Source organism: Collimonas rhizosphaerae, from assembly GCF_038896935.1.
In the GTDB taxonomy this organism is placed as follows: Bacteria; Pseudomonadota; Gammaproteobacteria; order Burkholderiales; family Burkholderiaceae_D; genus Collimonas; species Collimonas rhizosphaerae.
In genome coordinates, this window is the sequence record NZ_JBANDC010000037.1 from 1 (window position 1) to 14,150 (window position 14,150).

12 protein-coding genes are annotated in these 14,150 nt (G+C 60.3%); all 12 read right to left on the minus strand.

What is annotated here, in order from left to right:
• Positions 1-197: 197 nt before the first annotated feature.
• The 12 genes from accD to V8G57_RS25935 all read right to left on the minus strand — a co-directional run bounded on the left by accD (position 198) and on the right by V8G57_RS25935 (position 13,890).
• Positions 198-1,070 carry an acetyl-CoA carboxylase, carboxyltransferase subunit beta gene (gene accD / locus V8G57_RS25880; RefSeq protein ID WP_014005861.1) on the minus strand — a complete coding sequence of 291 codons (873 nt, stop codon included), beginning with the start codon at positions 1,068-1,070 and terminating at the stop codon, positions 198-200.
• 114 nt (positions 1,071-1,184) lie between these two features.
• Positions 1,185-1,982 carry a tryptophan synthase subunit alpha gene (gene trpA / locus V8G57_RS25885; protein ID WP_092392344.1) on the minus strand — a complete coding sequence of 266 codons (798 nt, stop codon included), beginning with the start codon at positions 1,980-1,982 and terminating at the stop codon, positions 1,185-1,187.
• 61 nt (positions 1,983-2,043) lie between these two features.
• Positions 2,044-3,306 carry a tryptophan synthase subunit beta gene (gene trpB, locus V8G57_RS25890; RefSeq protein WP_092392342.1) on the minus strand — a complete coding sequence of 421 codons (1,263 nt, stop codon included), beginning with the start codon at positions 3,304-3,306 and terminating at the stop codon, positions 2,044-2,046.
• Between the two features lie 54 nt (positions 3,307-3,360).
• Complete coding sequence (locus V8G57_RS25895; RefSeq protein WP_342831886.1) at positions 3,361-4,044, minus strand: phosphoribosylanthranilate isomerase; 684 nt, start codon at positions 4,042-4,044, stop codon at positions 3,361-3,363.
• 84 nt (positions 4,045-4,128) lie between these two features.
• On the minus strand, positions 4,129-4,938 hold the full coding sequence (truA, locus tag V8G57_RS25900) for a tRNA pseudouridine(38-40) synthase TruA (protein WP_342831888.1): 810 nt from the start codon (positions 4,936-4,938) through the stop codon (positions 4,129-4,131).
• Between the two features lie 85 nt (positions 4,939-5,023).
• Entirely contained in the window at positions 5,024-8,005 is a 2,982-nt protein-coding gene (locus tag V8G57_RS25905; RefSeq protein ID WP_342831890.1) for a motility hub landmark protein FimV, read from the minus strand.
• A gap of 261 nt (positions 8,006-8,266) precedes the next feature.
• Positions 8,267-9,400, minus strand: coding sequence for an aspartate-semialdehyde dehydrogenase (gene asd / locus V8G57_RS25910; RefSeq protein WP_342831900.1), 1,134 nt, complete (start codon positions 9,398-9,400; stop codon positions 8,267-8,269).
• A 66-nt stretch (positions 9,401-9,466) separates the two neighbouring features.
• Positions 9,467-10,537 carry a 3-isopropylmalate dehydrogenase gene (leuB, locus tag V8G57_RS25915; RefSeq protein WP_342831892.1) on the minus strand — a complete coding sequence of 357 codons (1,071 nt, stop codon included), beginning with the start codon at positions 10,535-10,537 and terminating at the stop codon, positions 9,467-9,469.
• Positions 10,538-10,584: 47 nt separating this feature from the next.
• The gene (leuD, locus tag V8G57_RS25920; protein ID WP_092392332.1) at positions 10,585-11,232 is read right to left on the minus strand and encodes a 3-isopropylmalate dehydratase small subunit; all 648 of its coding nucleotides are present in this window, start codon (positions 11,230-11,232) and stop codon (positions 10,585-10,587) included.
• A gap of 36 nt (positions 11,233-11,268) precedes the next feature.
• Positions 11,269-11,391 carry an entericidin A/B family lipoprotein gene (locus V8G57_RS25925; RefSeq protein WP_050808536.1) on the minus strand — a complete coding sequence of 41 codons (123 nt, stop codon included), beginning with the start codon at positions 11,389-11,391 and terminating at the stop codon, positions 11,269-11,271.
• A 34-nt stretch (positions 11,392-11,425) separates the two neighbouring features.
• Entirely contained in the window at positions 11,426-12,826 is a 1,401-nt protein-coding gene (gene leuC, locus V8G57_RS25930; protein ID WP_144736404.1) for a 3-isopropylmalate dehydratase large subunit, read from the minus strand.
• A gap of 179 nt (positions 12,827-13,005) precedes the next feature.
• Positions 13,006-13,890 carry a DMT family transporter gene (locus V8G57_RS25935; protein ID WP_342831898.1) on the minus strand — a complete coding sequence of 295 codons (885 nt, stop codon included), beginning with the start codon at positions 13,888-13,890 and terminating at the stop codon, positions 13,006-13,008.
• Positions 13,891-14,150: the final 260 nt, after the last annotated feature.

A 14,150-nucleotide genomic window follows, 5' to 3' on the forward strand; every position in this document is an offset into this window, starting at 1 on the left:
AATTGCAGCTGCAACCGGTCTTTCACCTGCACTACCCGGTCCAGGCCCATGTCTATGGTTTTGAAATGGCGCGACTCCAGCAGGGCGAGCCAGTCGGCCAGCGTCACGGGCTTGGCGGGAATATTTGACATTTTGACATCCAACTAAAAACAAAAGGCCTGAACCGCAACAGTTCAGGCCCTGGGGCGAAATTCACATCAAGCGATGGATTCGACTGGCTGGTCCTGCAGCAACGCCAACAGGCGCGCGATTTCTTCACGCATCTTGCGACGGTCGACGATCATGTCGACGGCGCCCTTGGTAACCAGGAATTCAGCGCGCTGGAAGCCTTCAGGCAGCTTTTCGCGCACGGTGTTCTCGATCACGCGCGGGCCGGCAAAGCCGATCAGCGCCTTCGGCTCGGCGATCACGACGTCGCCCATGAAGGCGAACGAAGCGGACACGCCGCCCATGGTCGGATCGGTCAGGACGCTGATGAACGGCAGCTTCTTCTCGGACAGCTTGGTCAGCATCGAGGTGGTCTTGGCCATTTGCATCAGGGACAGCAGGCCCTCCTGCATGCGCGCGCCGCCGGTAGCCGTGATGCAGATGAACGGCACCTTCTGCTCCAGCGCAACCTGGGCCCCGCGCACAAAACGCTCGCCCACCACCGAACCCATGGAACCGCCCATGAATTCAAACTCGAACGCCGCCACCACCACCGGCAACGTCATGATGGAACCACCCAGCACCACCAGCGCATCGGTTTCACCGGTAGCGTCCATGGCGGCCTTCAGGCGGTCAGGGTATTTTTTACTGTCTTTGAATTTGAGCGTGTCGATCGGCAGGGTTTCCTGGCCGATCTCATAGCGGCCGCCGGCGTCCAGCAAGGCGTCCAGGCGTTCGCGTGCACGTATCCGCATGTGATGGTTGCACTTCGGGCAAACATGGATGTTCGACTCCAGGTCGGTGCGATACAAAACCGCTTCGCACGACGGGCATTTGACCCACAATCCCTCGGGGATCGATTTACGGGTTGCCGAGTCGCTGCGCTGAATACGTGGGGGTAGTAATTTTTCTAGCCAACTCATAGAGCGACCTCCTTCAGATTTTTTTCCTGCCGAATTGTACCTTCATCCCCAAATCGGCGAAATAGCTAATCAAGCCAGCCAATCCAGGAAATATTTGCCACTTTGGCATGCAAATCACTCGTCCAGCGCCTTCCTGATCCCTGACAGGAAGCTTTCTACCGCAGCTACAGCCTGTTCCGGCGGCGTATTCTCCAGTTCCTGGATGATCCGGCTGCCGATCACCACCGCATCCGACACCTGCGCCACAGCCTTGGCGGTGGCCGCATCGCGGATGCCGAAACCGACGCCGATTGGCAATTTGACATGTTTGCGGATCGCCGCCACCCGGGCCGCCACTTCGCCGGTATCGATATTGGCGGCGCCGGTCACGCCTTTCAATGAAACATAATACGTGAATCCGCTGCTGACCTTGGCCACCTGCATTATCCGCTCTTCGGTCGAGGTCGGCGCCAGCAGGAAAATCGGATCCATGCCGTTGGCCTGCATCTTTTCGGCAAACTCTTCGCATTCTTCAGGCGGATAGTCGACCACGATGCTGCCGTCGACTCCAGCCTCTTTTGCGGCAGCGATGAAGGCATCGACACCCATCCGCTCCAGCGGATTGGCGTAACCCATCAGCACCACCGGCGTGCTGCTGTCGGTCTGCCGGAACTGGCGCACATAGCCCAGGACGTCATGCAGGCTGACGCCGAATTTGAGCGCCCGTTCGCAAGCACGCTGGATCACCGGGCCTTCTGCCATCGGGTCGGAAAACGGCACGCCCAGTTCCAGGATGTCGGCGCCGCCCCTGACCAGCGCATGCATCAGCGGCACCGTCAGTTCCGGCGCCGGGTCGCCGGCGGTGATGAAAGGGATCAAGCCTTTTTTATTGTTTGCAGCGAGCGCTGCCAAGGTAGTCTGGATTCGGGACATGGTATCTATTGGATGAGGTGGTCAGGACTGCAGGGCGGGATTGCCGCCCTGCTCTTGGCTGCTACAGCTTCAGGCGTTCGGCAACCGTATGCATGTCCTTGTCGCCGCGGCCTGACAAATTGGCCAGGACAATCCTGTCCTTGGGCAAGGTCGCCGCCAGCTTGGCCGCATATGCCAGGGCATGGCTCGATTCCAGCGCCGGGATGATGCCTTCGATGCGGCAGCAGGTATGGAACGCCGCCAGCGCCTCGTCGTCGGTCACGGTTTCGTAGGTGGCGCGGCCGGAATCCTTGAGCCAGGCGTGTTCAGGGCCGACGCCAGGATAATCCAGGCCGGCCGAAATCGAATGGGTCTCGATGATCTGGCCGTTGGCGTCCTGCAGCAGGTAAGTACGGTTGCCATGCAGCACGCCCGGCGAACCCAGCGTCAGCGAAGCCGAATGCTTGCCGCTGGCAAGCCCCTCGCCGGCGGCTTCCACCCCGACCAGGGCGACGTCGCGATGATCGATATAGGGATAAAAAATCCCCATCGCATTCGAGCCGCCGCCGACACAGGCGATCACATGGTCAGGCTGGCGCCCTGTCATCTCCGGCATCTGCACCAGGCACTCATTGCCGATCACCGACTGGAAGTCGCGCACCATCATCGGATAGGGATGCGGGCCCGCCACCGTGCCGATGATGTAGAAAGTGTCTTCGACGTTGGTGACCCAGTCGCGCATGGCTTCGTTGAGCGCATCCTTCAAGGTCTTGGAGCCGGATTCGACCGGCACTACCTTCGCCCCCAGCAGGTTCATGCGATACACGTTCTGCATCTGGCGCTTGACGTCTTCGCTGCCCATGTACACCACGCATTCAAGGCCGAAGCGCGCGCAAATGGTTGCAGTCGCCACGCCATGCTGGCCGGCGCCGGTTTCGGCGATCACGCGCGGCTTGCCCATGCGCTTGGCCAGCAAGGCCTGGCCGATCACGTTGTTGATCTTGTGGGCGCCGGTGTGGTTCAGGTCCTCGCGCTTGAAATAGATCTGCGCGCCGCCCATCTGCTCAGACCAGCGCTTGGCGTGGTAAATCGGGCTGGGACGGCCGACATAATGCTTCAGCTCGCTGTGGAATTCGGCCAGGAATTGCGGTTCGTTCTGGTATTTGGCGTAAGCCTGCTGCAGCTCGCTCAATGCAAGCGTCAGGGTTTCGGAGACGAAGCTGCCGCCGTACATGCCGAAATGGCCCTTGGCGTCCGGCAGGTTGTACTGCGCGCTCTGGCGCAAGGTGGTATTGGCGAGCGGCTGGCGCTCGGCGTATTGCTCGAGGGGAGTGAATTCTTTCATGGCATATCTCTCTGTATTGGTTGCTGAGCCTGCCCGCCGGACCTTGGAAAACTGCTAGAGTCCGGCTGGATCGGCGTCCGCCTGCCGTACCGCGGCAATGAATGCGCGAATCTTGGCGGCGTCCTTGATGCCCTTGTCTTGCTCGACGCCACTGCTGATGTCGACCGCAAAGGGACGTACGCGCTTTACCGCGTCAGTCGCATTGTGCACGCTCAAGCCACCACTTAAAACGACCTGAGGCGCGAGTTCTTTTGGGATGAGAGACCAATCAAATACCTTTCCACTGCCGCCATAAGCTTCAACCAGGGTATCGAGCAGCAATCCTGCAAACAAATGGCTGCCGCTGCTGCTGTCACGATATGCCTGTGCGTATTCTAGCAAATCGGCGGCCGTTGTAGCACTGCCGATGCGCATGGCGCGGATAAACGGCCGGTTTACCGCCTGTGCCAGCGCCGCGCATTGTTCTACCGTTTCGTCGCCGTGGAATTGCAGCAGAGATACCGGCGCCTGCGCCACGATCTCCTGCAGCTGTCCTGGCTCGACGTTGACAAACAGGCCGACCGTAGTAATGAACGGCGGCACCTTGGCCAGCAGGCTGGCAGCCTGCTGCGGCGTGACGTAGCGCGGGCTTTTCGGATAGAACACAAAACCCAGGGCATCGGCGCCCGCCGCAACGGCGGCTTGTACATCCTGCTCGCGGGTCAAGCCGCAGATCTTGATTCTGGTGCGGTGGTTCATGGGATTCAGTCTAATCGGAAACACATCGGAAAGCGCAATATATCATCTTCAAACATGACAAATCGACAGCAAAATTTCCGTTGCCTATAACCAGGGCAACAGTGCAGCCGTCTGCTGCGGCAGCTGCCACTTCGGATCATAAGCCACTTGCGCCAGATACAAGCCGTCTGGCATGAAAGTCGGCGCCGCGCGGCCGCGGTCACGCTGGACCAGCAACTCGGCAAGCCATTCCGGCGGCTTGCTGGCGCTGCCGGCGTAGATCAGGGAGCCGACGATATTGCGCACCATATGATGCAGGAAAGCATTGGCGCGCAAGCTGAACACGATCAGGTCGCCGCGTCGCTCGATACGGATCTCTTCCATGGTGCGCACCGGCGACTTGGCCTGGCATTCCACCGCGCGGAACGCGGAAAAGTCGTGGGTGCCGACCAGGTGCGCCGCGGCCTGGCGCATCAGCTCCAGTTCCAGCGGCCGGAACACCCAGCCGGCCTTGCCTTCCAGCAGCGGGGAACGGACCGGGTTGTTGTACAGCAGATAGTGATAGGTCCTGGCGGTGGCGCTGAAGCGCGCGTGGAATTGATCTTCGCCGGTGCTGGAAGATCCTGCAGGCAGTTCATGCGCCCAGCGCACCGCGATCGACGGCGGCAGGAATGCGTTCAGGCCGCGCACCCAGGAAAACGTTTCACGCGACAATGCCGTATCAAAATGCACGACCTGCTCCAGCGCATGCACGCCGGAGTCGGTACGGCCGGCGCAAGTCGTGCCGATTGCGCCCTGCGTGAATTTTTCCAAGGCGGCCTCCAGCCGGTCCTGCACGGTCTTGCCGCTAGGCTGGGTCTGCCATCCTTGCCAAGGCGCGCCATCATACTGCACGCCAAGAACGATACGATTCAATCCGGTTCCAATCTCAAAAAAAGCAAACGGGCGCCAGCATAACGCCGCGCCCGTCAAAAGCAAAATGCTAAGGGTATTGTACTAGTTACAGCTTGGCCAGCAACGACTTGGCTGCATCGACCTGTTCTGCGCTACCGCCCTTCAAGACTTCTTCCAGCAGTTCGCGCGCGCCTTCCTTGTCGCCGATTTCCTTGTACGCAACGGCCAGGTCGAGCTTGGTTGCCATTTCAGGATTGGCTGTCGCCGACGATGCAGTGTCAGCTATTGCAGCCGCTGCAGGAGCGGCGCTGGCGGCTGGCGCATGGATCGCACTGTCCAGGTCCAGGTTCATGCCGGCCAGGTTGAACTCCAGCGGCGCGACCATAGGTTCCGCATGCTGGGCATACGAAGGTGCCGGCGGCGCCTTGGCCGGCTTGGTTTCCGATGGAATATCAATGTGGGCATGGGCCGGTTCGTAGTTCGAAGGCTGGCCGCCTGCCGGCAGTTCCAGCGAGCTGAACGCCACTGCCGGCGCAGCGCTCTTTTCCACGGCTTTCGGCGCCGCGGCAGGAGCCGCCGCAGGCTTATGGTCCAGTTCGAAGTCGAGCGCGTCGAGCATGGATTTGCCGGCGTCGTGAGAAGCCGACAGCAACACGGTGTTCTGGTTGGCGGATGTTTCGCTACCGAGTTCTTCCAGGTCAAAATCCATGTCAGCCGCTTGCGGCGCAGCTGCAGCGCTGCCTTGCTTGCCCAGTTCGGTGGCTGTCAGCGGCGCCAGCAGCTGGGCTGGCGCGGCCGGTTGCACCAGCTCAGGAATCGGCGCAACAGCGTGCGGCTCGGTTGGCGCTGTCAATGAATTGAAGTCGAGGCCATCCATCGGCTGGGTCGGCGCGGTAATCGCATCAGCCTTCGCAATCACCTGGTCCTGCAGCTTGCCGCCGCCATACAAAGGGTTGGCCGGATCGACATTCAGGCCCAGTGCGGCAGCCTGCTGCCAGTCTTCGCCTTCGCCGCGGGTCAGGCTGTAGAGCTCGCTGGCCAGGATTTCAAAGGAGCGCGGATCTTTGCGGTTGGCGTAGATTTCCAGCAGCTTGACGCGGATCGCATTGCGGTTTGGCTGGTTGCGCAGGGCTTCTTTCAGGATTTCCTCGGCTTGCGCGTCGCGTCCGTAAGCGATATAGACGTCAGCTTCGGCGACCGGGTCGACATTGGTATCCAGGTGGCTGACCGACGGCACGAAATTCGAATTGAAGATGCTGTTCTTGGTGTCGACGCTCTGACCGCCGGTCGAACCGAACAGGGAGTTGCCCTTCAGGCCGGTATTTGTCATCGGCGCTCCGCTGCTGTCCAGGAAAGCCTGCTGGCGCGCGCGGTTGCGACGGTAACGGAACAGCCCGAGCCCGGCCAGCAAAGCCACCAGAACGCCGCCAACCGGCAGCAGCAATGGATTTTCGGTAATGCTTTCGATGAAACTCGGCTCAGGTGGCGGCGGTGCGGCTACCTTTGGCTTGGCTGGCGCAGGTGCCGGCGCCGGGGTTGGCGCAGCGGCTGCAGCGGCTGGCGCAGCGCTGGCGACGCCTGTATCGACAATAGCGGCAGGAGCCGAGCTGACAGCGGCTGGCTCAGCCGCGGCAGGCGCGGGTACCGGCACGGCTGCTACTGCAGGAACCGCTGCCGCAGGCGCAGCTGCTGCCGGCGGCGGGGTGACCGGGACGGCGGCAGCGGCTGGCGCCGCCGCTGCAGGAGTTGCAGGCTTCACATTGGCAGCCTGGTTTTGCAGGTCGGCCAGGTTCTTGTTCTTCAATTCCAGCGTCTTTTGCAGATCGCTGACATTCTTTTCCAGTTCCTTGACGCGCGCTTGCGCTTCGGCGGCAGCTTTTTCCCGTGCGATCTTCTCTTCTGTCGCCGCAGTAGCGGCAGCCGCTGCCTTGGCGTCGGCTGCCTTGGCGTCGGCGGCTGCACCGCGCGACAATTTCAGCTTGTCCTTAGACTCGCTGGCCGGCGTGGCTTGTTCTTCCACCTTGGCGGTAATCTTGCCGCCGCTGCTTTGCCTGGATTCGGCAGCCGCATTCGGCGCAGCCGATTCAACCATCCCGGCCAGCTTGTTGCGATAGCTCTTGAAATCGTTCGATTGCGCCAGCACTATGTTGCGGGCTTCCGATTTGCTGACGCTGCGTGCGCTGTCGGCATCCGGGATCGACAGGATCTGGCCCGAGCGCAGGCGATTCATGTTCTTGCCGACAAACGCGCCTTCGTTGCTGCGGTACAACGCTACCAGCATCTGGTCCAGCGAGATGCCGGCCGGCAGGTTTTCGCTGGCGATGCGGGCCAGCGAATCACCCTTCTTGACTTGGTAATCGCCACTCGCAGGCGCCGCTGCTGCGCTGGAAGACTTGGCAGGGCTGCCGGCAGTCGAGGCCGAGGCAACCGGCTTGCTTGCGCTGCTGGCAGGAGCGGTCGCGCCGCCGGCGACTGCCCTGGCGGCTGCTGCACGGGTAGCATCGGTAATGGTCGAAGCGACGCCGCCTTGCGACTGTACCTGGCTGGTCTGGGTCTGGGCCGGGGCCGAACGAGGAGCCGCATTGAGAGCCCCGGTCGTAGCACGCGGCGCTGCGGGCGCGGCGGCGATCTGTGCCGGCTGGGCCTGGCGCTGGCCGGCCGGGTCGAGCAACAGGGTGTATTCGCGCACCAGGCGCGCCTTGGTGCCGCCCAGTTCCATCAGCATGTCGACAAACGGCTCATTGATGGGCTGGGTCGAAGTGACCCGCACAAAACGGCGGCCATTGCGCTGATCGATGGCGAACTGCAACGACATCAGGGCCGGATTGAAATCGATGTTGGCTTGTTGATAAGTTTCCGGACTGGCCAGTTTCGCGACCAACGTGCCGGCTTCGTCCGCGCTTACCGAGGTAAGCTCAATTTCTGCACGTAACGGTTGTCCCAGCGAGGACAGCACGGTTAATTTACCCAGTCCGGCAGCCTCGACGCTGGACACCATCAGCAGGGTGGAAACCACGGCTGCAGTGAGGGTCTTTAAACCGGTGGAAATAAATTTATTCGAAGAATTCAGGTGCATGTTGTGTGGCATGAAGGACTGTCCGTTGACGTATAAGGAAACAAATCTTGCTGAAAGCAAATACTGTACCCAGTTTTTTTAAAAATCAATATCCAGATTGACATTAGTCTGGCGCTTCGCAAATGCGATCCCATTTATGAAGCACTTGCACATTAGCGTAACAACATTCTGCCAATACAGACAGATACGCTAAGCCCGCCAAGACTTTCCTCAAGAAAATACTTAGCGGGCTATATTGCAAGTCGGCAACAATATCACAACTACTGCAACAAGTCAGGTATCCAGCACAATCCGCAGCATGCGACGCAACGGTTCTGCCGCACCCCACAATAACTGGTCGCCTACGGTAAAGGCTGACAAATAATCGCCACCCATCTGCAGTTTGCGCAGACGACCGACAGGAATTGTCAGGCTGCCGGTCACTGCCGCCGGGGTCAGGTCGCGCATTGATGACTCTTTGTCATTAGGCACCACCTTCACCCACTGGTTGTTACTGGCGATGATGTCATTGATTTCGTCCAGCGGCACATCTTTTTTCAGTTTGATGGTCAATGCCTGCGAATGGCAACGCATGGCGCCGATGCGGATGCACAAGCCATCCACCGGGATTACCTTGTCGCCATTGCTGAAACCCTCGCCGCGGCCAAGGATCTTGTTGGTTTCGGCGCCGGCTTTCCATTCTTCTTTTGACAAGCCCTCGCCCAGGTCCTTGTCGATCCAGGGAATCAGGTTGCCGCCCAGCGGCACGCCGAACTGCCTGGTTTCGTCGGCCGACAGGGAGTGCTGCTTGCCCAGCACCTTGCGGTCGATTTCCAGGATCGCCGATTTCGGATCGTCCAGCAGCGCCTTGACTTCGGCGTTGATGGAACCGAACTGGGTCAGCAGTTCGCGCATGTGCTGCGCGCCGCCGCCGGAAGCCGCCTGGTAGGTCATGGAGGTCATCCACTCGATCAGGTCTTGCTGGAACAGGCCGCCCAGGCCCATCATCATGCAGGAGACGGTGCAGTTGCCGCCGATGTAGTTCTTCACGCCGCGCTGCAAGCCGTCCTTGATGACATCCAGGTTGACCGGATCCAGCACGATGATGGCGTCGTCTTTCATGCGCAGGGTGGAGGCGGCGTCAATCCAGTAGCCGTTCCAGCCGGCGGCGCGCAGCTGCGGGAAAATCTCGCTGGTGTAGTCGCCGCCCTGGCAGGTAATGATGATGTCGCATTTTTTCAGGGCTTCAATATCGGTGGCGTCCTTCAACGTTGTTTCGTTTTTCGCCAGCGCCGGGGCTTTGCCGCCGGCATTTGAAGTTGAAAAGAATACCGGTTCGATATGGGCGAAATCGCCCTCTTCCTGCATACGCTGCAACAAGACCGAACCCACCATGCCACGCCAACCGACCAAACCAACCAGTTTCATCATGATTCCCTAACAAAATCGGGGAAAAGCCCCGCACTCCACGACAGACCCACCTGCCAAATTTTTTTATACCAGCGCCTTGACCACCGCCGCACCCATTTCGCCGGTGCCGACCTTGGTGGTGCCGGCCTCATAAATGTCCGCGGTGCGCAAGCCTTGCGCCAAGACCTTCTTGACGGCGTTATCGATGCGATCGGCCTGCTCCGCCTTGTTGAGCGAAAAGCGCAGCATCATGGCGGCCGACAGGATGGTCGCCAGCGGATTGGCAATGCCTTTGCCGGCGATGTCCGGCGCCGAACCATGCGACGGCTCGTACAAGCCCTTGTTGCTGGCGTCCAGCGAAGCCGACGGCAGCATGCCGATCGAACCGGTCAGCATGGCGGCCTGGTCCGACAGGATATCGCCGAACATGTTGCCGGTGACGATGACGTCGAATTTCTTCGGCGCCCGCACCAGTTGCATCGCAGCGTTATCGACATACATGTGATCCAGCGCAACGTCAGGATATTCCTTATGCACATCAGTGACGATGTCTTTCCAGAACTGGAAGGTTTCCAGCACATTGGCCTTGTCGACGCTGGTCAGGCGCTTGCCGCGCTTTTGCGCCGCCTGGAAGGCGACGTGTGCGATGCGGCGGATTTCCGACTCGGCGTAGCGCATGGTGTCGAAACCTTCGCGTTCGCCCTTGAACGCGCCGTCCGGCGCGGTGCGCACACCGCGCGGCTGGCCGAAATAGATGTCGCCGGTGAGTTCGCGGATGATCAGGATATCCAGCCCGGACACCACTTCAGGCTTCAGCGTCGAGGCGTTGGCCAGCTCCGGATACAGGATCGCCGGACGCAGGTTGGCGAACAGGCCCAGGTGCTTGCGCAGGCCAAGAATCGCCTGCTCGGGGCGCAGCGAACGTTCCAGGGTATCGTATTGCCAGTCGCCGACCGCACCAAACAGGATGGCGTCAGCTTCTTTTGCCAGCTTCAGTGTGCCTTCCGGCAGCGGATGGCCGTGCGCAGCATAGCCGGCGCCGCCGACCGGCGCGCTTTCCAGTTCAAATTTTTCGCCCAGCGCATTCAATACATTGACCGCTTGCTCGACGATTTCCGGACCGATGCCATCACCTGGCAAAATTGCTATCTTCATTTTTTCCTGGATTGAATAATTCAAAAAAACGGGTGCAGACCAGCTGCTTAAATGGTGTTTCCCAGCCAAGGCTGCGCAAACAGATGGCGTTCCTCGAAATCGCGGATCTTGTCGGACTGGCGCAGGGTCAGGCCGATATCGTCGAGACCGTTCAGCAGGCAATACTTGCGGAACTCGCCCACTTCAAACGGAAACGCAATGTTGCCGTTGGCGGTGCTCACCAGCTGCTTTTCGAGATCGATCTGCAGCCGATAACCGGGGAATGCCTTGACTTCGTCGAACAGGCGATCGATCTGCGCTTCGGGCAGCACCAATGGGAGCAAGCCGTTCTTGAAACAGTTGTTGAAGAAAATGTCGGCAAAGCTAGGCGCGATGACGGCACGGAAACCGTACTGGTCCAGCGCCCAAGGCGCATGCTCGCGCGACGAACCGCAGCCGAAGTTCTTCCGGGTCAGCAGGATCGAAGCGCCCTGGTAGCGTTGCTGGTTCAGGACAAAATCCGGATTCAGCGGACGGCGCGAATTGTCCATGCCCGGCTCGCCATGGTCCAGGTAACGCCACTCGTCAAACAGGTTCGGGCCGAAACCGGTCCGCTGGATAGATTTCAGGAACTGCTTCGGGATAATCGCGTCGGTATCCACGTTCGCACGGTCCAGCGGCGCTACCAAGCCATCCAGTACAGTAAATTTATTCATCTCTTTTATTCCAATTTGCCCGCTAGCGCGAGGCGATCACTTGCCTTGAATTTTTTCGCCGACGTGTTCCACATCCTTGCCGAAGCCGTGGAAAGTATTGCAAGCGCTCAATGCATAGGCGCTGGCCAGCAAAACACACAGGGTGACTATTTTTTTCATCTTGGTCCTTCCGTAATAATGTATAGCGAACAGGTTATAAAGCACGCACGTCAACAAAATGGCCGGCAATGCCGGCAGCGGCAGCCATCGCCGGACTGACCAGGTGGGTGCGGCCGCCGGCGCCCTGGCGGCCTTCGAAATTGCGGTTCGAGGTGGACGCGCAACGCTCGCCCGGCTCCAGCCGGTCCGCATTCATGGCCAGGCACATCGAGCAGCCCGGTTCACGCCATTCGAAACCGGCGTCCTTGAAAATCTTGTCCAGGCCTTCGCGTTCGGCTTGTTCCTTGACCAGTCCCGAACCCGGCACCACCATCGCCAGCTTGACGTTGGAAGCGCGGAACTTGCCGCGCACCACTGCCGCCGCCGCGCGCAGGTCTTCAATCCGCGAATTGGTGCAGGAGCCGATGAATACCTTGTCGATGCGGATGTCTTCAATCGCGGTGTTCGGTTTCAGCGCCATGTAAGCCAGCGCTTTTTCCATGCCATCGCGCTTGGTGGCGTCTTTTTCCTTGTCCGGATCGGGCACGCGGCCGTCCACCGCCACCACCATCTCGGGAGAAGTGCCCCAGGTGACCTGCGGCTTGACTTCGGCGGCGTCCAGCGTCACCACCATGTCGAATTTGGCGCCCGGATCGGAATGCAGGGTGCGCCAGTAGGTCACGGCGCGCTCCCAATGCGGCCCGGCCGGCGAAAACGGCCGGCCCTTGACGTAGTTCAGCGTGGTGTCGTCGACGGCGATCATGCCGGCGCGCGCGCCCGCTTCAATCGCCATGTTGCAGACTGTCATGCGGCCTTCCATCGACAACGCGCGGATCGCCGAGCCGGCGAATTCGATCGCGTAACCGGTGCCGCCGGCGGTGCCGATGCGGCCGATCACGGCCAGCACGATATCCTTGGCGGTCACGCCGGCAGGTATCGCGCCGTCGACCTGCACCAGCATCGACTTCGATTTCTTGGTCAGCAAGGTCTGGGTAGCCAGCACATGCTCCACTTCGGAGGTGCCGATGCCGTGCGCCAGGCAGCCGAAGGCGCCGTGGGTCGAAGTGTGGGAATCGCCGCAGACCACGGTCATGCCAGGCAGGGTCGCGCCCTGCTCGGGACCGATCACGTGGACGATGCCCTGGCGATGGTCGTTCATGCCGAAATAGGTCAGGTCGTAGCTCTTGGCGTTGGCGTCCAGGGTTTCCACCTGCAGGCGCGAGACCGGATCGGCGATGCCGTTGGCGCGGCCGGTAGTCGGCACGTTGTGGTCGGCCACCATCAGGTTGGCCGACTGCCGCCATGGCTTGCGGCCGGCCAGCTTCAGCCCCTCGAAAGCCTGAGGGCTGGTGACCTCATGCAAAAGATGTCGATCAATATACAGAATCGCCGTGCCGTCCTGCTCGGTATGGACGACGTGGGATTCCCAAAGTTTATCGTAGAGCGTTTTAAGCATGATCCAGGGCGGCTTCGAGACCGCGCAAAACAGTGAATTTAGCTCTTGATTATGCCATAGAAGCAGCCCGCCAATACCCTGGGACGTCGTGAAAATGAGATTCCCGGCCCTGGCATGTTGCTTATATTCACGTATTGCAGCCCCGGAAACGCCAAAGCTGTAAATTGTTTAGCTCTTTCTCATTTAGCCGCTTTGCCGCGCAGATAGCCGGACAGATCAAGTTTTCCGGTCGCCAGCGCGGTTCCCAGCAAGATGACCAGGCAGCCGAGGACCATGCCGGCCGTCACTTGCTCCTTCAGGAAAATGGCGCCCCAGACCACCCCGAAGATCGGGATCAGGAAGGTCACCGAAGCCGCATAGGCCGAGCCGACGCGGTCCAGCAGCCGGTAGAAGATCGCGTAGGCCACGCCGGTGCACAGCACTCCCAGCGCCAGCACTGAATACCAGGCGGTGCTGGACACCGGCGCCGCCGGCCAATACAGCACCGCCAGCGGCAACAGCACCATGGTCGCCGCCAGCTGGCTGCCGCAGGCCACGACAAAAGGCGGCACGCCGGCCAGGCGGGTTTTCGAATAGTTGATCGCAAAACCATAGGACAGCGTAGCCAGCAGCACGGCGCCGGTCGCCAGCCAGACTCCGGGCTGTCCCTCGCCGATCTTGTCCCACACCAGCACCACCACGCCCGCCATGCCGACCAGCATGCCGATCACTTGCGGCCGGCTCATCGGCGTTTTCAGCCAGACGAACGCGATCAGGCCGGTCCATAACGGCACGGTGGCGTTCAAGACGGCATCGAAACCGGCATTCACATACAAGGTCGAGTAGGCAAACAGCGAAAACGGCAAGGCTGAATTGGTGACGCCGACCACCAGCAGCGGCCACAACTTGCTGCGCACCTGGCCGCGCGCGGCAGCCGAACGCAATACCGGCAGCAGCACCAGCGCGGCGATGCCGACGCGCAAGGCGATCAACGGCACCGGACCGAATTCCGGCGTACCAATGCGCATGAAAAGAAACGATGCGCCCCAGATGGCCGCGAGAGAAAACAATTCCGCAATATTCATGGCTGGCTTTTCGATTTGGATTGAGTGCTCCGGCAGCATTTAGCAGCGGGACACAAATTGACATGCGGCAATATATCCGATAATCGCGACCGCGTAAAAAATTCACGCTACCGAGGCCTATGCCGATCGCAAAAAAAAATCAGCACAGCACCGTGATGCACAACCCGCTTCGCATAAAAATCCGCCCGCGCATCACATGCGGAATGTGGCGCTCCACATGCAATTTCAACGCAACAATCCGGAATCTGCACATGCTTGTT

What these genes read in the sequence shown, in the direction of transcription:
- V8G57_RS25925 (WP_050808536.1), bottom strand. Translation starts at nt 11,391, where the DNA reads ATGAAAAAAATAGTCACCCTGTGTGTTTTGCTGGCCAGCGCCTATGCA.
- V8G57_RS25895 (WP_342831886.1), bottom strand. Translation starts at nt 4,044, where the DNA reads ATGAACCACCGCACCAGAATCAAGATCTGCGGCTTGACCCGCGAGCAG.
- leuC (WP_144736404.1), bottom strand. Translation starts at nt 12,826, where the DNA reads ATGCTTAAAACGCTCTACGATAAACTTTGGGAATCCCACGTCGTCCAT.
- V8G57_RS25905 (WP_342831890.1), bottom strand. Translation starts at nt 8,005, where the DNA reads ATGCCACACAACATGCACCTGAATTCTTCGAATAAATTTATTTCCACC.
- accD (WP_014005861.1), bottom strand. Translation starts at nt 1,070, where the DNA reads ATGAGTTGGCTAGAAAAATTACTACCCCCACGTATTCAGCGCAGCGAC.
- leuB (WP_342831892.1), bottom strand. Translation starts at nt 10,537, where the DNA reads ATGAAGATAGCAATTTTGCCAGGTGATGGCATCGGTCCGGAAATCGTC.
- asd (WP_342831900.1), bottom strand. Translation starts at nt 9,400, where the DNA reads ATGAAACTGGTTGGTTTGGTCGGTTGGCGTGGCATGGTGGGTTCGGTC.
- trpA (WP_092392344.1), bottom strand. Translation starts at nt 1,982, where the DNA reads ATGTCCCGAATCCAGACTACCTTGGCAGCGCTCGCTGCAAACAATAAA.
- V8G57_RS25935 (WP_342831898.1), bottom strand. Translation starts at nt 13,890, where the DNA reads ATGAATATTGCGGAATTGTTTTCTCTCGCGGCCATCTGGGGCGCATCG.
- trpB (WP_092392342.1), bottom strand. Translation starts at nt 3,306, where the DNA reads ATGAAAGAATTCACTCCCCTCGAGCAATACGCCGAGCGCCAGCCGCTC.
- leuD (WP_092392332.1), bottom strand. Translation starts at nt 11,232, where the DNA reads ATGAATAAATTTACTGTACTGGATGGCTTGGTAGCGCCGCTGGACCGT.